This window comes from Streptomyces sp. ALB3, assembly GCF_044385685.1.
Taxonomy (GTDB): Bacteria; Actinomycetota; Actinomycetes; order Streptomycetales; family Streptomycetaceae; genus Streptomyces.
Genome location: NZ_JBISCE010000001.1, coordinates 205149 through 224641 on the forward strand (window position 1 = coordinate 205149; position 19493 = coordinate 224641).

The 19493-nt window shown below is 72.3% G+C and carries 18 protein-coding genes; 9 read left to right on the forward strand and 9 right to left on the reverse strand.

The features are described from left to right. Positions 1–48: 48 nt before the first annotated feature. Positions 49–666, forward strand: a complete 618-nt coding sequence (locus ACHFIV_RS01065) for an HAD family hydrolase (protein WP_398962089.1) — start codon at positions 49–51, stop codon at positions 664–666. Between the two features lie 37 nt (positions 667–703). Here the strand turns inward: ACHFIV_RS01065 and ACHFIV_RS01070 are convergent, their stop codons facing one another. After that, on the reverse strand, positions 704–940 hold the full coding sequence (locus ACHFIV_RS01070; protein ID WP_398962092.1) for a hypothetical protein: 237 nt from the start codon (positions 938–940) through the stop codon (positions 704–706). 164 nt (positions 941–1104) lie between these two features. Between ACHFIV_RS01070 and ACHFIV_RS01075 the strand changes: the two genes are divergently transcribed. Continuing rightward, complete coding sequence (locus tag ACHFIV_RS01075; protein ID WP_033297339.1) at positions 1105–1488, forward strand: cold-shock protein; 384 nt, start codon at positions 1105–1107, stop codon at positions 1486–1488. Between the two features lie 43 nt (positions 1489–1531). On the opposite strand, the gene ACHFIV_RS01080 is transcribed toward ACHFIV_RS01075, so the two are convergent. Genes ACHFIV_RS01080 through ACHFIV_RS01095 form a run of 4 tightly spaced genes read right to left on the reverse strand, consistent with a single transcriptional unit; the run spans position 1532 to position 5091 of the window. Continuing rightward, entirely contained in the window at positions 1532–2437 is a 906-nt protein-coding gene (locus ACHFIV_RS01080; protein ID WP_398962096.1) for a 1,4-dihydroxy-6-naphthoate synthase, read from the reverse strand. After that, positions 2409–3122, reverse strand: a complete 714-nt coding sequence (locus ACHFIV_RS01085; protein WP_398962099.1) for a futalosine hydrolase — start codon at positions 3120–3122, stop codon at positions 2409–2411. The genes ACHFIV_RS01080 and ACHFIV_RS01085 overlap by 29 nt, the downstream gene beginning before the upstream one ends. A gap of 25 nt (positions 3123–3147) precedes the next feature. Then, positions 3148–3630 carry a DUF2771 domain-containing protein gene (locus tag ACHFIV_RS01090; RefSeq protein ID WP_325751609.1) on the reverse strand — a complete coding sequence of 161 codons (483 nt, stop codon included), beginning with the start codon at positions 3628–3630 and terminating at the stop codon, positions 3148–3150. A gap of 27 nt (positions 3631–3657) precedes the next feature. After that, positions 3658–5091, reverse strand: coding sequence for an MFS transporter (locus ACHFIV_RS01095; protein ID WP_398962103.1), 1434 nt, complete (start codon positions 5089–5091; stop codon positions 3658–3660). Positions 5092–5544: 453 nt separating this feature from the next. On the opposite strand from ACHFIV_RS01095, the gene ACHFIV_RS01100 reads away from it, so the two are divergent. From ACHFIV_RS01100 to ACHFIV_RS01110, 3 genes are all read left to right on the forward strand, one after another. Continuing rightward, positions 5545–6477, forward strand: a complete 933-nt coding sequence (locus ACHFIV_RS01100) for a DUF3027 domain-containing protein (RefSeq protein ID WP_398962106.1) — start codon at positions 5545–5547, stop codon at positions 6475–6477. A 252-nt stretch (positions 6478–6729) separates the two neighbouring features. Then, positions 6730–9909 (forward strand): sacsin N-terminal ATP-binding-like domain-containing protein, encoded by a 3180-nt coding sequence (locus ACHFIV_RS01105; protein ID WP_398962109.1) that lies wholly within the window; start codon positions 6730–6732, stop codon positions 9907–9909. A 149-nt stretch (positions 9910–10058) separates the two neighbouring features. Then, entirely contained in the window at positions 10059–10910 is an 852-nt protein-coding gene (locus ACHFIV_RS01110) for a DUF5707 domain-containing protein (RefSeq protein ID WP_398962111.1), read from the forward strand. A 3-nt stretch (positions 10911–10913) separates the two neighbouring features. Here ACHFIV_RS01110 and ACHFIV_RS01115 read toward each other — a convergent pair whose 3' ends face one another. Then, complete coding sequence (locus ACHFIV_RS01115; protein WP_398962114.1) at positions 10914–13316, reverse strand: HAD-IC family P-type ATPase; 2403 nt, start codon at positions 13314–13316, stop codon at positions 10914–10916. Positions 13317–13447: 131 nt separating this feature from the next. Beyond that, positions 13448–13735 (reverse strand): DUF2530 domain-containing protein, encoded by a 288-nt coding sequence (locus ACHFIV_RS01120; protein WP_398962117.1) that lies wholly within the window; start codon positions 13733–13735, stop codon positions 13448–13450. 176 nt (positions 13736–13911) lie between these two features. Between ACHFIV_RS01120 and ACHFIV_RS01125 the strand changes: the two genes are divergently transcribed. Next, a complete protein-coding gene (locus ACHFIV_RS01125) occupies positions 13912–15363 on the forward strand; it encodes an NCS2 family permease (RefSeq protein WP_398962120.1) in 1452 nt (483 codons plus the stop codon). A gap of 66 nt (positions 15364–15429) precedes the next feature. On the opposite strand, the gene ACHFIV_RS01130 is transcribed toward ACHFIV_RS01125, so the two are convergent. After that, complete coding sequence (locus ACHFIV_RS01130) at positions 15430–15645, reverse strand: hypothetical protein (RefSeq protein ID WP_398962122.1); 216 nt, start codon at positions 15643–15645, stop codon at positions 15430–15432. A gap of 134 nt (positions 15646–15779) precedes the next feature. On the opposite strand from ACHFIV_RS01130, the gene ACHFIV_RS01135 reads away from it, so the two are divergent. From ACHFIV_RS01135 to thpR, 3 genes are all read left to right on the forward strand, one after another. Then, positions 15780–16220, forward strand: a complete 441-nt coding sequence (locus tag ACHFIV_RS01135) for a MarR family winged helix-turn-helix transcriptional regulator (RefSeq protein WP_031093273.1) — start codon at positions 15780–15782, stop codon at positions 16218–16220. Positions 16221–16321: 101 nt separating this feature from the next. Then, positions 16322–17656 carry an MFS transporter gene (locus ACHFIV_RS01140; protein ID WP_398962125.1) on the forward strand — a complete coding sequence of 445 codons (1335 nt, stop codon included), beginning with the start codon at positions 16322–16324 and terminating at the stop codon, positions 17654–17656. Positions 17657–17750: 94 nt separating this feature from the next. Further along, positions 17751–18323 (forward strand): RNA 2',3'-cyclic phosphodiesterase, encoded by a 573-nt coding sequence (thpR, locus tag ACHFIV_RS01145; protein WP_398962128.1) that lies wholly within the window; start codon positions 17751–17753, stop codon positions 18321–18323. Between the two features lie 146 nt (positions 18324–18469). Here the strand turns inward: thpR and ACHFIV_RS01150 are convergent, their stop codons facing one another. Beyond that, a complete protein-coding gene (locus ACHFIV_RS01150; protein ID WP_398962131.1) occupies positions 18470–19465 on the reverse strand; it encodes an aldo/keto reductase in 996 nt (331 codons plus the stop codon). Positions 19466–19493 lie beyond the last annotated feature (28 nt).

Below are 19493 nucleotides of genomic sequence, written 5' to 3' on the forward strand. Positions count from 1 at the left end.
CCCCCACGCGCAGGCCGTCCGGTCCGGGACACCGGCACAATGGACCTCATGCCTTCACCCAGCCTGACGGTCGGCTTCGACCTCGACATGACGCTCATCGACTCCCGCCCGGGCATCAAGGTCGCCTACGAGGTACTGGCCGCCGAGACGGGTGTGCACATCGACACCGACCTGGTCGTCAGCCGGCTCGGCCCGCCGCTCCAGGACGAGATGGCCAACTGGTTCCCGGCCGACGCGGTCGAAGCGGCCTGCGACCGCTACCGCGCGCTCTACCCGGACACCGCGATCGAGCCCACGACCGCGCTCCCCGGCGCCCGCGAGTCCGTCGAGGCCGTCCAGGCGCTCGGCGGGCGGGCCATGGTCGTCACCGCCAAGTACGAGCCGAACGCCAAGCTCCACCTCGCGCACCTCGGCATCGGGGCGGACGTGCTGATCGGCGGCCTCTGGGCCGAGGGCAAGGCGGAGGCGCTCCTGGAGCACGGCGCACGGATCTACGTCGGCGACCACACCGGTGACGTCCGGGGCGCCCGCGCGGCGAACGCCCTGTCCGTCGGTGTCACCACCGGCCCCTGCGGCGAGGAGGAGCTCCGCGCGGCCGGAGCCGACGTGATCCTGCCCGACCTCACCGCTTTCCCCGCCTGGCTGCGGGCTTACGCGGGCGCGTGACGCGCGGGGCCGGTGAAGCGCGCCGGCCTTCGGGCGGTCACCTCGTGGCGGCCCGCTTCGGGGAGCTCTTCCACACCGACCGCACCACCCCGGCGGCCGCGATCAGGAAGCCCAGCCCCATCAGCATGCACACCGCGTAGGCGACGGACGGGAACGGGTCGGTGCCCAGGAACAGCGGGGCCACAGTGACCATGGTGGCCAGTGCGCCGATGAAGAAGACGATCGCGCCGACCTGTACGAGCCGGTCGCCTGCGCCGGAAGGAGTAGTACTCACCCCGTCAGGGTAGTTCCCAGCTCAGCGGAGCCGTTCGGCGACGTCTTGTGTCCGGCCCCAGGCGCACTAGCCTGGGGCATGGCGGGTCCCGGCCCGCTCCCCTGCTATCCGGAGCCGTGTCGCGGCTCTCCCGCGCATCGACGAGTACGAGGACGAGGACAGACGTGCCCACGGGTAAGGTCAAATGGTTCAATTCGGAAAAGGGCTTCGGCTTTCTCTCCCGCGACGACGGCGCCGACGTCTTCGTCCACTCCTCAGTGCTCCCGGCCGGCGTCGAGGCGCTCAAGCCCGGTCAGCGGGTCGAGTTCGGTGTGGTCGCGGGCCAGCGCGGTGACCAGGCCCTCTCCGTCGTCATTCTCGACCCCACGCCGTCCGTCGCCGCCGCCCAGCGGCGCAAGCCGGACGAGCTGGCCTCCATCGTGCAGGACCTGACGACGGTGCTGGAGAACATCACGCCGATGCTGGAGCGGGGCCGCTATCCCGACAAGGCGGCGGGCGCGAAGATCGCCGGCCTGCTCAGGGCGGTCGCCGACCAGCTCGACGTCTGAGCCGAGCCGCTCGGGCCCGCCCTCGCGGGGCGGGCCCGCACGGTCAGCGCCCGGTGACGGAGAACGCGTCCGGGGCCAGCGCCGGTACGAGGCCCTCGGCCGCCGCCCGGGTCAGCAGACCGCGGACCGCCGCGTAGCCGCTCTCGCCGAGGTCGGCGGTGAACTCGTTGACGTACAGCCCGATGTGCTGGTCGGCCACGGCCGGGTCCATCTCCTGGGCGTGCTCCATGACGTACGGACGCGAACGCTCCGGGTCGTCCCAGGCCATCCGCACCGACGTACGGATCGACTCCGCCAGCCGGTTCAGGGTCTCCTCGCCCAGCGAACGCCTGGCGATGATCGCGCCGAGCGGGATCGGCAGGCCGGTCGTCGCCTCCCAGTGCTCGCCCATGTCGGCGAGGCTGTGCAGGCCGTAGTCGCGATAGGTGAAACGGGCCTCATGGATGACGAGCCCGGCGTCCACCCGGCCGTCACGTACCGCGGGCATGATCTCGTCGAACGGCATGACGACGATCTCGCCCACGCCGCCGGGCACGGCCTCGGCCGCCCACAGCCGGAACAGCAGATAGGCGGTGGAGCGCTCGCTCGGAACGGCGACGGTCCTGCCCGTCAGGTCCGTGCCCGCCTCCTTCGTGAGGACGAGCGGCCCGCAGCCCCGCCCGAGGGCGCCGCCGCACGGCAGGAGGGCGTACTCGTCGAGCACCCACGGCAGGACGGCGTACGACACCTTCAGCACGTCGAACTCGCCGCGCTCGGCCATGCCGTTGGTGAGGTCGATGTCGGCGAAGGTGACGTCGAGGGCGGGCGCGCCGGGGACCCTTCCGTGCGCCCAGGCGTCGAAGACGAAGGTGTCGTTCGGGCACGGCGAGAAGGCGATCCGCAGCGCGGGGAGCGGTGCGCCGGAGGAGCGGGTCGCGGTGTCAGTCACGGTGCCGGTCGATTCGGTCATGCTGGGTCCAACTTTCCACTACGGGTGCGGTCTTCCCGAACGCCTCGGTGAGTGCCGCCAGTGCGTCGCCGATGCGCCAGGCCTCGCGGTCGCGCGGCCCCACGGTGTTCGAGACGGCCCGGAGCTCCAGCGCCGGCACCCCGAAGCGGGCGGCGGCCTCGGCGACGCCGAAGCCCTCCATGGCCTCGGCGACGGCTCCCGGATGCGCGGCCAGCAGCTCGGCCGTGCGGGCCGCGCTGCCGGTGACGGTGGAGACCGTCAGGACGGCGCCCCGGACGGCGCCGGTGGCCTCCGCGACGTCCCGTACGAGGTCTTCGGGGGGCAGGAAGGTGTCCCTGCCGAAGCCGAGACCGGTGACCGGCACGAAGCCGTCAGGGGTCTCGGCGCCCAGGTCCGCGGCGACGACGGCGTTCGCCACGACGAGGGAGCCGACGGGTGCGGCGGGTGCGAAGCCGCCGCCGATGCCGGCCGAGACGACCGCCGCGTACGGCGTCGGCGCGGCGGCGAGGGCGAAGGCGGTGGCGGCCGCCGCGGCGGCCGGCCCCGCGCCGCCCGCGAGGACGTCGAACGGGCCGGCCCGGTGCAGCTCGGCGCCGGGCACCTCGTGAATCCGTGGCGCACCCCCGAACGCACGCGTGACCGCGTCCCGTTCGGCCGGGACGGCGGTCACGACAAGCACCCGCACGGCGGTGGTCCTCGGGTTCAGGGGGTCAGGACGTCTTCGTGAGCCGGAAGTGCCAGATGCCCGTGAGCTTCTGGCCCTTGGTCTCGACGATGCTGATCTGCGTCTTGTCCGCCGTGGTCTCGCCCGTCTGGCTGGCGAAGAAGGCGCTGCCGGGGATCGACCGGTAGGTCCTCTTGTACGGCTCCTGCTCGGCCTGCTGGCCGTTGATGAAGAGGGTCCAGCCGTTGTCCGCGACCTCGGGGTCGACGCCGAAGCGGACCTTGTCGTCCATCGCGACCTTGACGGACTTCTCCGCCTTCTTGTTCAGGCAGCCCTGGATCTCGGACTCCTTGAGGGCCTTGCCGTCGTTGTAGCAGGAGGCCTCGGTGCTCACCGAGTCCCCGCCGACCGTCACGGTGGCGAGCGGCGTCGGCTTGTCGCAGGCGGACAGGACAAGGAGTCCCGCGGACACGGCACCAAGAGCGACGCCGATTCGACGGCCCTTACCGGAGAAGAACGCAACGGTCATGCGCCGAAGGTTATCGGTCGGCACCGCTCACGCCACGCGGGGGTGCGGTGAGCCGCGCCGGGCGGCCCCCAGGAGGCCCCGTACGGATGCGGTGGCACCGAGGGCGAGGAGCCCGGCGGCGACCGACATGCCGAGTACTCCGTTGAGCGGGAGCGCGATACCGATCGCCCCGCCGACGACCCAGGACATCTGGAGCAGCGTCTCCGACCGGGCGAACGCCGACGTACGCACCTCCTCCGGCACGTCGCGCTGGATCATCGCGTCCAGCGACAGCTTCGACAGGGCCTGGGTGAAACCGGCGACGGCGGCGAGGGCGGCGACCATCACCGTGCTGAAGAACACCGCGGTGAGCACGGCGACCCCCAGGGCGAGCCCCAGCACCGTCGCGACGATCATCTCGGGGCCGCGTGCCCTGAGCCACGAGCCCACCGCAGTGCCGCAGGCGTTGCCGGTGCCGGCCGCGACGCCGACGATGCCGAGGGAGACGGCCGCGCTCTGCCCCGCCAGGGGGTGCTCGCGCAGCAGGAACGCCAGGAAGAAGATGAGGAAGCCGGAGAGCGCGCGGTGCGACGCGTTCGCCTGGAGGCCGTGCAGCACCGACGGCCCGACGGACCGCAGGCCCGGTGGTTTCTCCCGCCCCTTCCTCCCCCCGATCCTCGTGCTGCCGCTCCTGCCGTCCCGGGTCCTCCCACGGGGGACGACCGGCCGGGCCGGCTCCTCGTGCGGGACGGCGAGGCGGGCCTTGCGCTCGCCCTTCGCGGAGTCGACCTTGTGGGGCAGCGTGAAGGCGAGGACGGTCCCGCCGAGGAAGATCGTGCAGGCGCCGTACAGCGGCCAGGGGGACCCGATGCTCTGGAGCCCCGCGCCGATGGGCGCCGCGATCCCCGTCGCCAGCAGACCGGCCAGGGTGACCCGTGAATTGGCCTTGACCAGGGAGAAGCGGGGTGGCAGCAGGCGGGGCACGACGGCGCTGCGCACGACTCCGTACGCCTTGGAGCAGACCAGGACGCCCAGAGCCGCCGGATAGAGCTCAAGACCGCCCGTGGCCACCGCGCCCGACATCGTGATCGCGAGCACCGCCCGGGCGAACATCGCACCGGCCATGGCGGCGCGGCGGCCGTGCGGCAGACGGTCCAGGAGGGGCCCGACCACCGGGGCGAGCAGGGTGAAGGGGGCCATCGTCACGGCGAGGTAGAGGGCGACGCGCCCACGGGCCTCGTCCGTCGGTACGGAGAAGAACACCGTCGAGGCGAGCGCCACCGTGATCATGACGTCGCCGGCGCCGTTGACCGCGTGCAGCTCGATCAGCTTGCCGAGGCCCGACTCACCCGCCCCGTGGGCGTGGGTCGCCTTCCTGATCCCCCGCGCGGTGCCCGTGAACGGGGCGCGCAGGGCACGGCCCATCGCCCGTCCCGCCCTGCGGAGCGGACCGGACCCGTCGGACGACCTGGCGGCAGCCACGTGGTCATAGTGCCCCACCCCCCGCCGTCACGAACCCATGATCGGGCCGGGGCGTGGCGGCGTCCGCTCCGTCGGGTGAGTCGCCCCGGGGGGGCGGACCGGCCGGAGAACGGCCGGGATCCGCCGGTGGTCCCGGGCGTATCCGCCTCCGTCCGGTGGCGGTCCGGACAACGATCCGCACGGGTTACGTGCCTGTTTGGGACGGGCAGGTGGGCGCGGGGCGGCGGAGAGGGTAGCGTGCACTCACGCGCCACCGGCGGTTGTTCTTGGCCGCGCGCCTCTCCGCGATCCCGCAGAATGGGTCACAGAAGGCGCGCCCGAGGCAGGCACAACGGGTGTGGACGTCGACGCGGCCCCCAGGTCCGCTCCGCCCACAACTGTCATGGCCGAAATCGGACATCGATGGAGCTGCTGGCGCGCTCGTGAGACGGCGTATGGAGAGAAGCGAGACCTGTGAGTGCTGCGACGACGCGAAGCCGTACGGCCCGTACCCCCGCCCCTGACCGCCTGTGCGCCGAGGCGGTAGACCTCGCACGCGCGGCGGCGGAGGAAGCCGCCGCGCCCGGAGTGGTGGGTGAGCACGTGGCGCTGGTCTCCGAGGGGGACCGGGTCGTCACGCACTACTTCGAGGCCAAGGAACCCGGCTACCGGGGCTGGCGCTGGGCGGTGACGGTCGCCAGGGCATCCCGCGCCAAGAACGTCACCCTTGACGAAACGGTGCTGCTGCCCGGCTCCGACGCCCTCCTCGCCCCCGAGTGGGTGCCCTGGAGCGAACGCCTGCGGCCCGGCGACATGGGGCCCGGCGACCTCCTGCCCACCGAGGCGGAGGACCCGCGCCTGGAGCCCGGCTGGACGGGTGAGGACGAGCCCCTGCCCAACTCCGCCGTCTCCGAGGTGTCCCAGGAGCTGGCCGCCCTCGCCGACGTGGAGGACGCGGAGCTGACGACGCTCCCCGTCACGAGCCGAGGCTCGATCGCCGCTGTCGCGGACGAGCTCGGTACGCGGCGTGCGCGGGTGCTGTCCCGGTACGGCCTGCGGCTGGCGGCGGACCGGTGGGACGAGGAGTTCGGCGCGAAGACGCCCATGGCGCAGGCCGCGCCGGCGTCGTGCGTCAGCTGTGCCTTCCTGGTGCCGATGGCGGGTTCGCTGAAGCAGGCCTTCGGGGTCTGCGCGAACGAGTTCGCTCCGGCCGACGGCCGGGTGGTCTCCCTGTCGTACGGCTGCGGGGGGCACTCCGAGGCGGCGGTCATGCCCAAGCCGCCCAAGCCGACCCCGCACGCCCTGGACACCCTGCAGGTGGACGACTACCCGCTGCGCCCGGCCGGCGCGTCCGGTTCCGTCCCGGACCAGCCGGACGGCGCCACGGAGGATCTGGGCCACTCCTGACCCCCCTGCCCACCGGGGGGCCGGAGTCCGCGGGGCCCGGTCGTCGTACCGCCCGGGGGGTCCCGGTGACGGCTCTGTCCGGAACCTCTCGGTGGGCGGGCCGGTGTCCGTCCGGGCGATCCGGCCGGTCCGGCGTACCGGCACGCGGTCCGGGCCCGGGGGCGGGGCCGTCGCGACGTTTGCCGGTCGCGGTACCTTCGGGCGCACACTGGGCGTCACGGGTCACCGGAAGAGCGGAGTACGAGCGTGGGCATGAATGCGACCGAGGGGGCCGATCCGTTCGGGACGGCGCGACTGCGGCGCGGCGTGCTCGACGCGTGGGGCGCGGGCCCGGCCCGCTTCCGGGAGGACGCCAACGCCGAGGAGGACCTCGCCCTCGGCGGCTACCGCGACCGCCTGGTCGTCGAGCTGGCCCAGAACGCCGCGGACGCCGCCGCCCGCGCCGGTGTGCCCGGACGGCTCCGCCTCACCCTGCACCCGGCGGGCGCCGACGGTCCCGCCGTCCTCGCCGCGGCCAACACCGGCGCGCCCCTTGACGCGACCGGCGTCGAGTCGCTGAGCACGCTGCGGGCGTCCGCCAAGCGTGAGGGGCACGAGTCGGCCGTCGGCCGCTTCGGTGTCGGCTTCGCCGCGGTGCTGGCCGTCAGCGACGAGCCCGCCGTGATCGGGCGCCACGGCGGCGTCCGCTGGTCCCTCGCCGAGGCACGCGACCTCGCGCGGCAGGCCGCCGTCGGCAGCCCCGGACTGGGCGACGAGCTGCGCCGCCGCGACGGGCACGTGCCGCTGCTCCGCCTCCCGCTGCCCGCCGAGGGCACCGCGCCCGACGGTTACGACACCGTCGTGGTCCTGCCGCTCCGCGACGGTGTCGCCGAGGACCTCGTGGGCAGGCTGCTCGACGGTGTGGACGACGCCCTGCTCCTCACGCTGCCCGGCCTCGACGAGGTCGTCATCGAAAGCGCCGACGGTGTACGGACGTTGCGCCGCTCGCAGCACGGTCCGTACACGCACGTCGACGACTCCGCGCACGGCCTGCACCGCTGGCGCACGGTCGGGGGCGGCGGCGCCGTGGAACCCGCGCTGCTCGCCGGCCGGCCCGTCGAGGAGCGGCTGCGTCCGCACTGGTCGGTGACGTGGGCCGTGCCCGTCGACGAGGACGGCGCGCCCCAGCACCCCCGCACGGCACCGGTCGTGCACGCGCCGACCCCCACCGACGAGCCCCTGGGCATCCCCGCGCTGCTGATCGCCTCGCTGCCGCTCGACACCACCCGCCGGCACCCCGCGCCCGGACCGCTGACCGACTTCCTGGTCCAGCGTGCGGCCGACGCCTACGCCGAGCTGCTCGCCGGGTGGGAGCCCGTGTCGGTCGCCACCATCGCGCTGGTGCCGGGGATGCTCGGCAAGGGGCAGCTCGACGGCGCCCTGCGCGCCGCGATCCTGGAGCGGCTGCCCCGGGTCGCGTTCCTGGAGCCCGCCGCGCCCCGCGACCCCGCCGAGGCGGCGGCCCAGTGGGACGACTGGGACGGTGCCGGGGCCCCGCCCACCGGGACGGCCGCGCTGCGGCCCGTCGAGGCCGAGGTCGTCGAAGGGGTGGGCGCAGGGACCGTACGGGTCCTCGCGGAGGTGCTCCCGTGCCTGCTGCCCGCCGGGCTGGAGCGCCGCACCGAGCTGCGCACGCTGGGCGTCGCCCGGGTACCGCTGACCGAGGCCATCGACCGGCTGGCCGGTCTTGAGCGTGACCCGGACTGGTGGCGGCGGCTGTACGACAGCCTGGCCGGGGTCGACCCGGACCGGCTCTCCGGACTGCCCGTGCCCCTCGCGGGCTCGGGGGACGCGCCGCCCCGCACCACGATCGGCCCCCGCCAGGTCCTCCTTCCGCTGCCCGACGCGCTGACCTCGCCCGTCCTCGCCGGGCTGGCCCGGCTGGGGCTGAAGGTGGCCCACCCGGACGCCGCCCACCCCCTGCTGGAGAAGCTGGGCGCCCTGCCCGCCACTCCCCGCGCCGTCCTGCGGACCCCGCAGGTCAGAGCCGCCGTCGCCGGGTCACTGGACGCGGGCGAGGTGTGGGACGAGGACGCCCTGGACGTGGACGAGCTCGCCGACACCGTCCTCACGCTCGTGCGCGACGCGGACCTCGCACCCGGTGACGAGCCCTGGCTGGGCGCGCTCGCCCTGCCCGACGAGGACGGCGAACCGGCGCCCGCCGGTGAACTCGTGCTGCCGGGCAGCCCGTTCGCCCAGGTGATGCGTGAGGGTGAACTCGCCCTGTGCGACGCGGAGCTGGCCGAGCGCTGGGGCGAACAGCCCCTGACCGCCTGCGGGGTGCTGGCCACCTTCGCTCTCGTACGGGCCACCGACGTCGTCCTGGACCCCGACGAACTGGAGCCCCGTGACAGCGACTTCGCCGAGCCGGACGACGCAGGACTGCTCGACGCCGTCGACGTGTGGTGCGAGGACGTCCTGGACCAGCTCCCGGACACCCCGGTGCCGCCGGTCGTCACCGAGCTCGTCGCCGTACGGGACCTGGACCTCGTCGACGACGACGCCTGGCCGCAGGCGCTGGCGATGCTCGCCCGGCCGCCATTGCGTGACGCGCTGACCCAGCCGGTACGGGTGCTGCTCCCGGACGGTACGACGCAGTCGGTGCGGCCCTACACCGCGTGGTGGCTGCGCGATCACCCCGTGCTCGACGGCCGCCGGCCCGCCGGCCTGCGCGCGGCGGGCGGCGACCCGCGCCTGGCGGGCCTGTACGACTCCGCCGACGCGACGGGCTTCGACGACGCGGAGGTGCTGCGCGCCCTCGGCGTCCGCACCTCGGTGGCCGCGCTCCTGGACGAGCCGGGCGGTGCGGCCGAGCTGCTGGGCCGGCTCGCCGACGAGGAACGCCCCGTCGGTCCCGTACAGCTGCACTCGCTCTACACGGCGCTCGCCGAGCTGGATCCCGAGCAGGTCACCCTGCCCGACGAGCTGCGGGTGGTGGTGGACGACGAGGTGCGGGTCGCCGACGCGGCGGACGCCGTGATCGCCGACGCCCCCGACCTGCTGCCGCTGACCGGCGGCCTCCCCCTGCTGCCGGTGGCTCCGGCGCGGGCGGCCGAGCTGGCGGACCTGCTCCAGGTGCGGAGGCTGGGTGAGAGCGTCGAGGCCGTGGTGACGACGGAGGGCGAGGAGCACCGGGTGCCGGACTCCGTTCGGATCCTGCTGGGCGCCGGAACCCCCGACACCTACGTCGAGCACGGCGAGCTGCGCGCCGGAGGCGTCGAGCTGGACTGGCGCCGGACCCCGGACGGCGTGGTCCACGCGTCCACCGTGGAGGGCGTGGCCGCCGGTCTCGCCTGGGCGGCCGGCCAGTGGCCGCGCCGCTTCGAGGTGGCGGCCCTGCTGGAGGACCCGTCCCGCACGGAGGAGCTGGCCCGGGACCGCTGGTTCGACTGACAGATGTGATCTTCACAGAAAAGTCGTCCCTGTGTACAACCATTCACATGTGGGTTCCGTCTTGTCTGTCGAGTCAGCAGACTCGCAGACCACATGGGGACCGTCGGCCTCACGCCGTGCCGCGGGCCCCCTTCTCCACAGGGGAACACATGCGTATTCGTGCCACTGTCGCCGTTGTCTCCGGCGCCCTGGCTCTGTCCGCGTTCGGCGTCCCGGCTGCGCAAGCCGAGGACGGCCGGACCTGGACGCCTGACTTCGGGCTTTCCGCCCCGGAGCAGTCCCACGGGCGGATGACCGCCCGTACGTACACCGCGACCGACGACCTGAAGATCACCAAGGCCGTCGTGAACGCCGGCAAGCCCATCGTGGTGGGCACCACCGCACCGAAGAAGGTCACCGTGGCCATCACGGCCACGGACGACTCGGGCATCGCCGACGCGGCGACGTTCCTGTGGATCGGCAGCACCCCGGAGTCCGAGGACAGCTTCGGCATCGGGCAGAACGAGGACGCCGCCACGTGCAAGGCGGTCAACGCCACGACCTCCACCTGCACGCTGACGGTCACGGTCGACCCGGCGTGGCTGATCAACTCCGACGCGACGACCTGGAAGGTCGGCGCCGCCGTACTCAGCAAGGACGGCCAGATCGTCCAGAAGGACGCTTTCGCGAAGACGAAGCTGCAGCGTCTGTCCAAGGTCACCGTGAACGCCGCCCCGGAGCCCGTCAATAAGGGCAGGACCATCACGGTCACCGGCAAGCTGTCGCGCGCCAACTGGGAGACCGCCACGTACAAGGGCTATGCCACCCAGGCCGTCAAGCTGCAGTTCCGCAAGAAGAACAGCAGCACGTACACCACCGTCAAGACCATCAAGTCGAGCAGCACCGGTGCGCTGAAGACCACCGTCAAGGCGTCCGTGGACGGCTACTGGCGCTACAGCTTCGCCGGCACGTCCACCACCCCGGCCGTCACGGCCGCGGGTGACTTCGTCGACGTGAAGTAGACCCTACGAGCGGAAGCGGCGGCCGACCACACGCCAGGTGAACTCCAGGACGGCCGCCGCCGCCGCGGCGATTCCCACCGCGGCCCACGGCATCGTCGTGCCCACCAGCTTCAGCGCGAAGAAGTCCTGGAGCCACGGCACGGCGAGCACGACGAGGAAACACAGGCCCATCGTCGCCACCAGCGCGACCCGCCACCACGTGTACGGCCGGGCGATGATCGCCAGGACCCACATGGAGACCAGGAACAGCGTGAGCGTCGCCGCACTGGTCTCGGCGTCCAGAGCTCCCGGACCGGCGTAGTGGTGCCGGGCCACCAGATACGTGGTGAAGGTGGCCGCCGCCGCGATGACCCCGGACGGGACCGCGTACCGCATGACGCGGCGTACGAAGTGGGGCCGGGCCCGCTCCTTGTTGGGGGCCAGGGCCAGGAAGAACGCCGGGACACCGATCGTCAGCGTGGACAGCAGCGTGAGGTGCCTCGGCAGGAACGGGTACTCCACCTGGAAGCACACCACGAGGATGGCCAGCAGGACCGAGTAGACGGTCTTCGTCAGGAACAGCGTGGCGACGCGGGTGATGTTGCCGATGACCCTGCGCCCCTCGGCCACGACCGAGGGCAGCGTCGCGAAGCTGTTGTCGAGCAGCACGATCTGGGCCACCGCTCGGGTCGCCTCGGAACCCGAACCCATCGAGACGCCGATGTCGGCGTCCTTCAGCGCGAGTACGTCGTTGACGCCGTCGCCGGTCATCGCGACCGTGTGCCCGAGTGACTGGAGAGCCGCGACCATGTCCCGCTTCTGCTGCGGGGTGACCCGGCCGAACACCGCGTTGCGCTCGATCGCCGTCGCCATGTCGTCGCGGTCCTCGGGAAGCCGACGGGCGTCGAGGGGGTGCCCGGCACCAGGCATCCCGAGCTTCTGGGCCACCGCGCCGACCGATACGGCGTTGTCGCCGGAGATGACCTTGGCGGCGACGTCCTGGTCGTCGAAGTAGGCGAGGGTCCTCCCCGCGTCGGGCCGCAGCCGCTGTTCCAGGACGACGAGCGCGGCCGGCTCGGCTCCGGAGGCGGCGTCCGGGGCGTCCAGCTCGCCCCGCACCCGGGCCAGGAGCAGGACCCGCAGCCCCTGCTCGTTGAGGTGGCCGGTCTCCGCGAGGGCGGGGTCGTCGGCCGGCAGCAGCACGTCCGGGGCACCGAGCAGCCAGGCGGACGCCCCGCCGTCGCCCTCGGTGAAGGCGGCGCCGCTGTACTTGCGGGCCGATGAGAAGGGCACGGCCTGGGTGACGCCCCAGCCCCCGCCGTCCGGGTAGGCGTCGACGATGGCCTGGAGGCTGGCGTTGGGCCGGGGGTCCGAGGCGCCGAGGGCGCCCAGGACGCGGCGGACGTGGTCCCCGTCCCAGCCGTTCAGCGGGCGGACCTCGGTGACGTCCATGCCGCCCTCGGTGAGGGTGCCGGTCTTGTCCAGGCAGACGACGTCGACCCGGGCCAGGCCCTCGATGGCGGGCAGCTCCTGCACGAGGCACTGTTTGCGGCCGAGCCGGATGACCCCGATCGCGAAGGCGACCGACGTGAGCAGGACCAGGCCTTCGGGGATCATCGGGACGATGCCGCCGACCGTGCGGGCCACCGAGTCCTTGAAGTTGTTGTCCTTGACGACCAGCTGGCTGACGATGAGCCCGATCGCCGTCGGCACCATCATCCACGTCACGTACTTGAGGATCGTGCTGATGCCGCTGCGGAGCTCGGACTGTACGAGGGTGAAGCGGGACGCCTCCTCGGCCAGCTGCGCGGCGTAGGCCTCGCGGCCGACCTTGGTGGCCGTGAACGCGCCGCCCCCCGCGACGACGAAGCTGCCCGACATCACCGGGTCGCCGGGCCGCTTCACCACGGGATCGGCCTCGCCGGTCAGGAGCGACTCGTCGATCTCGAGGCTGTCGGCCTCGACGACCGTCCCGTCGACGACGGCCTTGTCCCCGGGACCCAGCTCGACCAGGTCACCGAGGACGATCTCGGAGACGGAGACCTCGGCGGAGGTCCCGTCGCGCCGCACGGTCGGTTTCGCCTCGCCGATCACCGCGAGGCTGTCCAGTGTCTTCTTGGCCCGCCACTCCTGGACGATGCCGATCCCGGTGTTGGCGATGATCACGAACCCGAAGAGGCTGTCCTGGATCGGCGCGACGAACAGCATGATCACCCAGAGCACGCCGATGATCAGGTTGAACCGGGTGAGGACGTTCGCCCGGACGATCTCGGTGACCGACCGGGAGGAACGGACCGGTACGTCGTTGACCTCGCCCCGGGCGACCCGTTCGGCGACCTCGGCGGTGGTCAGCCCGCCCGGCGCTGCCGGAAGGGTCTCCGTGGGGTCCGGCTGCTCGCCGAAGGAGTCGAGTGCCCGCTGCGTCATGACTCCGACCGTACGGGCGGAAGGGACGGTTCACCCGCCGGGCGCCGGAAGATCCGACCGGGGGAGGACCGGGATGGTCCCCGGGTCGTACGGCAGGGGCGGGAGAGCGGCCCGGAGCGGGGCCGCCCGGATCAGTGGCGCGCGCCGTCCGGCGCGGACTCCTCTGCGGCGGCCTGGGCGGCGGCCCGCTTCAGCGCGGCGTCGCGCCCCCGGACGTACCGGATGCCGATGAGGCCCAGACCGGCACCGGCCAGGCACACCCAGATCCACCAGGCGTGACCCCGGTCGTCGAACCAGCCGTAGAAGGGGACCTGGACGAGGAAGAGGACGAACCAGAGGATCGTGCCGCCGGTGACGGTGGCGACGACGGGACCCTCAAGGGGCTCGGGTGCCTCGTGCTTGGGTGTCCACTTCTCCATGCGGTCAGTCTAGCCGGGGTGGCGCGGGCCAGTCGGCCCAAGGATCTACGCGCGGAGATAGCGATCTTTCGCTTATGTATTCATACTGAATCTGCTTACGGATGACTGGAATTATTCGTGTGAACATCCAAAAAGCCACTGCCTCCTTCCCCTCGATGCACGACTGAAGGTCATACATGTCCTCCTCGGCCACCGCTCCGGTCGATCAGCCTCCTGCGCCGCAGCAGCCCCACGGCGTCCTCGACCGCTACTTCAAGATCTCCGAGCGGGGGTCGACGGTCGCGCGCGAGGTCCGTGGCGGTTTCGCCACGTTCTTCGCGATGGCGTACATCATCGTGCTCAACCCGATCATCCTCGGCAGCGCGAAGGACATGTACGGGCACCAGCTCGACGGGGGCCAGCTCGTCACGGCCACCGTGCTGGCGGCGGCGTTCTCCACGCTCCTGATGGGTGTCATCGGCAACGTGCCGATCGCGCTCGCCGCCGGTCTCGGCGTCAACACCGTCGTCGCCCTCCAGCTCGCCCCCCGGATGAGCTGGGCCGACGCCATGGGCATGGTCGTCCTCGCGGGCATCGTCGTGATGCTGCTGGTCGCGACCGGGCTGCGCGAGCGCGTGATGAACGCCGTGCCCCGGTCGCTCCGCAAGGGCATCGCGATGGGCATCGGCCTCTTCGTGCTCCTGGTCGGCCTGGTCGACTCCGGCTTCGTCTCCCGCATCCCGGACGCCGCGCACACCACGGTCCCGCTGCAGCTCGGCAGCGACGGCCACCTCAACGGCTGGCCGGTCCTGGTCTTCGTGCTCGGCACGCTGCTCACCCTGGCGCTGATCGTCCGCAAGGTGCCGGGCGCCATCCTGCTCTCCATCGTCGTCATGACGGTCGTCGCGCTGGTCATCGACGCCGTCGCCGACCTGCCGGCCGGCGCGTGGGGGCTGACCGTCCCCGAGTGGCCGGGCAATCCGGTGGCCTCCCCGGACTTCGGGCTGATCGGTCAGGTCAGCCTGTTCGGCGGCTTCGGGAAGGTCGGTGTCCTCACCGGCGTCCTCTTCGTCTTCACCGTGCTGCTGTCCTGCTTCTTCGACGCGATGGGCACGATCCTCGGCGTGGGCGACGAGGCTAAGCTGATGGACAAGGACGGCAACTTCCCGGGCATCAACAAGGTGCTCCTCGTCGACGGTGTCGCCGTCGCCGCGGGCGGTGTGAGCTCCTCCTCCGCGTCGACCTGCTTCGTGGAGTCCACGGCGGGCGTCGGCGAGGGGGCCCGCACGGGGCTCGCGAGCGTGGTCAGCGGGCTGCTCTTCGCGGTGGCGCTGTTCCTGACGCCGCTGGCGACGATGGTCCCCTCGCAGGCGGCGACCCCGGCGCTGATCGCGGTCGGGTTCCTGATCCTCGCGGGCAACGTCCGTGACGTCGACTGGGGCGACCTCACGCTGGCCATCCCGGCCTTCATGGCCATGCTGATGATGCCGCTCACGTACTCGATCACCAACGGCATCGGCATCGGCTGCATCGCGTTCAGCGTGATGCGCCTCGCGGCGGGCCGCGGCCGGGAGGTCCCGGCGGCCATGTACGTGGTGTCCGCGGTCTTCGTCTTCTACTACGCGATGCCGGCGCTCGGCCTCACGTAGGCGCGTCAGGAGGCGTCGGAGCCCCCGGGGTCCCGGCCGTCTCCACCTCCGCGGGGCGGAACCCCGTCATGTGACCCGGTCGGCCGGGTCCGCGTGGCGGGGTTCCGCCCCGTAGAACTTCTCCGTCTCGTCGACGGCCGCGTGGAAGCGCTCGTCGAAGTCGTCACGGACGAGCGTGCGGACCACGTAGTCCTGGACGCTCATGCCGCGTCTGGCGGCGTGCCGGCGGAGCCGGTCGAGCAGCTCACCGTCCATGCGCAGGCTGAGCACTGTCGATCCCATGCCAAGCAGGGTCGCGGCACACGCAGCCTTTTCGTGGTTCTTTCCGCCCCACACTCACTCGTTCGGGTGATCAGTTTCTCGCGCGTGTACCACCGGCTGGTATTTAGCACGGCTAATGAGTTACGCTAATGAACATGCCTGACCTGATCCACGACGGTGACAGTGCCGCCGCCGTGAGCTCCCTTCGCTCCGCCGTGATGCTGCTGGGCCGGCGCCTGAAGCACCAGCGCGTCGACGAGTCGCTGAGCCCCACCGAGATGTCGGTGCTCGGCACCCTCGCCCGTTGCGGCTCCGCCACCCCCGGTGAGCTGGCCCGCAAGGAGCACGTGCAGCCGCCGTCGATGACCCGCATCGTCGCGCTGCTGGAGGCCAAGGGGCTGGTCAGACTGGAACCGCACCCCGATGACCGTCGGCAGAAGATGGTCAGCCGGACCGAGCAGGCGGAAGCCATGCTCGCCGAGTCCCGCTCCAAGCGGAACGCCTGGCTGGCCAACCTCGCCGAGGGCCTGGACGAGGACGAGTGGGAGAAGCTGCGGGCCGCCGCGCCCGTGCTGGAGAAGCTCGCCCACCTCTGACGCACGGGGCGCACGCGGGCCCGCAGTCCTGGGCCCGCGGCGCCCCGCCGTCACGTCCTCGTCAGTCCGAACGCCGTATACGTCCGAGGAGGCGAACTCTTTTGAGTACGGGATCCGGAGCAGACTCCGCCCCCGCACCGACTTCCACCCACGAGAGCAAGACCGGCGGGACCTTCTCGTCGCTGAAGATCCGTAACTACCGCCTGTTCGCCACGGGCGCCGTGATCTCCAACACCGGTACCTGGATGTCCCGCATCACGCAGGACTGGCTCGTCCTGAGCCTCACCGGGTCCGCCGCCGCCGTCGGTATCACCACGGCCCTCCAGTTCCTCCCGATGCTGCTCTTCGGCCTGTACGGCGGCGTCATCGCCGACCGGCTCCCGAAGCGGCGTCTGCTCGTCATCAGCCAGGCGGCCCTGGGCCTGTGCGGAATCGCGCTCGCCGTCCTGACCCTCTCCGGCGTCGTGGAGGTCTGGCACGTCTATCTGATCGCCTTCCTGCTCGGCATGGTGACCGTCGTCGACAACCCGGCGCGTCAGTCGTTCGTCAGCGAGATGGTCGGCCCCGCGCAGCTGCGCAACGCGGTCAGCCTGAACTCGGCGAACTTCCAGTCCGCCCGGCTCATCGGCCCCGCCGTCGCGGGTGTCCTGATCACCACGGTCGGCAGCGGCTGGGCCTTCATGTTCAACGGGCTGTCGTTCATCGCCCCGCTCGTCGGTCTGATGATGATGCGGACGAGCGAGCTCCACGCGTCCGTGACCGTGAAGCGCGCCAAGGGCCAGCTGCGCGAAGGACTGCGTTACGTGTCGGGCAGACCCGAGCTGATCTGGCCGATCGTGCTGGTCGGCTTCGTCGGCACGTTCGGGTTCAACTTCCCGATCTTCCTGACGGCCTTCGCCGACGACGTCTTCCACGGCGACGCGGGGATGTACTCGTTCTTCAACATCCTCATGGCGGCCGGCTCCCTCGCGGGTGCCCTGCTCGCCGCCCGCCGCCGCTCCTCGCGGCTGCGGATGCTGGTGGCCGCGGGCACGCTGTTCGGCCTGCTGGAGATCGCCGCGGCCCTGTCCCCCACCGTCTGGCTGTTCTCGCTGCTGCTGGTCCCGATCGGCATGATCGGTCTGACGACCAACATCAGCGCCAACACGAGCGTCCAGATGGCCTCGGACCCGGAGATGCGGGGCCGGGTGATGAGCCTGTACATGATGGTCTTCGCCGGGGGCACACCGGTGGGAGCCCCGATCGTCGGCTGGATCAGCGACACCTACGGCGCGCGCACGGGCATGGCGGCCGGCGGGGCGATCTCGATGGTGGCGGCGCTCGGTGTCGGCTTCATGCTGACCCGGGTCGGCGGCCTGCGTCTGAAGGTCGACCTGCGTCCCGGGCGCCCGCACGTGCGCATAGTGCCGCGCGAACAGCTGGCGACGGCTGCCTGAGCGGTTGCGGTCACGCCGCCCTCTCCGCGCGGAGGGGGCGGCGGACGGCAGGCCAGGGCCGGTGGGCGCGTGCGGTCGCTGGGACACTCGCCGCATGAGCAGCCAGAGACTCTTCGCCGCCGTCCTGCCGCCGGAGCCCGCCGCCGACGAGCTGGCCGGGGCCCTCGCCCCGCTGCACCGGCTGCCCGGCGCCGCCGGCCTCCGCTGGACCGCCCGCGCCGGCTGGCACTACACGCTGGCCTTCCTCGGCGACGTCGACGAGGGACTGCTGCCCGAGCTGTACGCCCGGCTGGCGCGGGCCGCGCACCGCACCGAACCGTTCCCGCTCCGGATCAGCGGTGCCGGCCGGTTCGACGGGCGGGCGCTCTGGGCGGGGGCGGCGGGAGGGCTCGACACGCTGCGGCTCCTGGCCGGGCGGGCCCAGGCCGCGGCGCGCAGGGCAGGGATCCCGATGGAGGAGCACCGCCACTACACCCCGCACCTCACCCTGGCCCGCAGCCGGGTCCAGGCCGACCTGTCCCCGTACACGGCGGCGCTGGAAGGGTTCGAGGGCGTGCGCTGGGAGGCCGGTCAGCTCAGTCTCGTACGCAGCAACCTGCCGGTGGACGGGGTGCCGGGGGAGCAGCCCAGGTACGAGGTGGTGCGGGCCTGGCCGCTGGGACGGTGAGCGGGGCGGTTACGCTCGTCGGGTGGACCCGAAGACCAGAAACCGCATCATGGCGGCCGTGCTCGTACTGATGTTCGTCGTCGTGGCGGCGGCCTCCGCCCTCGGAGGCTGACCCCGGGGGCGGAGGCCGCAGGCGCGCCGCGTCCCTACCAGGCGAAGTTCTCCGGCGACGGACCCGGACCCGGGAAGATCTCGTCCAGGGCCGTCAGTACCTCGTCCGACAGCTCCAGCTCGACCGCGCGCACCGCCGAGTCGAGCTGCTCCCGCGTGCGCGGCCCGGAGATCGGGCCCGTGACGCCGGGCCGGGTGAGCAGCCAGGCCAGCCCGGCCTCGCCGGGCTCCAGGCCGTGCTTCTCCAGGAGGTCCTCGTACGCCTGGACCTGGGCGCGCACCTTCGGGTCGGCCAGCGCCTCGCCTGACCGGCCGGAGGTGGACCGGGCGCCGCCGCCGTCGCGCTCCTTGCGGATCGCCCCGCCGAGCAGCCCGCCGTGCAGCGGCGACCACGGGATGACCCCGAGGCCGTACTCCTGGGCGGCCGGGATGACCTCCATCTCGGCGCCGCGCTCCATCAGGTTGTAGATGCACTGCTCGCTGACCAGGCCGTAGCTGCCCCGCTGCCGGGCCCGCTCGTTCGCCTGGGCGATCTTGTAGCCCGAGAAGTTGGACGAGCCCGCGTAAAGGATCTTGCCCTGCTGGATCAGTACGTCGATGGCCTGCCAGATCTCGTCGACGGGGGTGTCCCGGTCGACGTGGTGGAACTGGTACAGGTCGATGTGGTCCGTCTGGAGCCGCTTGAGGCTGGCGTCGACCGCGCGGCGGATGTTGAGGGCGGACAGCTTGTCGTGGTTGGGCCACGCCGGGCCGTCGGCGCCCATGTTGCCGTAGACCTTGGTGGCGAGGACGACCTTGTCACGGCGGTCGCCGCCCTGGGCGAACCAGGTGCCGAGGATCTCCTCGGTGCGGCCCTTGTTCTCACCCCAGCCGTAGACGTTCGCCGTGTCGAAGAAGTTGACGCCCGCGTCCAGGGCGGCGTCCATGAGTGCGTGGCTGTCGCTCTCGTTGGTCTGGGGGCCGAAGTTCATCGTTCCCAGTACGAGGCGGCTGACTTTGAGTCCGGTGCGTCCGAGCTGCGTGTACTTCATGGGCCCCAAGCCAACTCCTTCGAGCGCA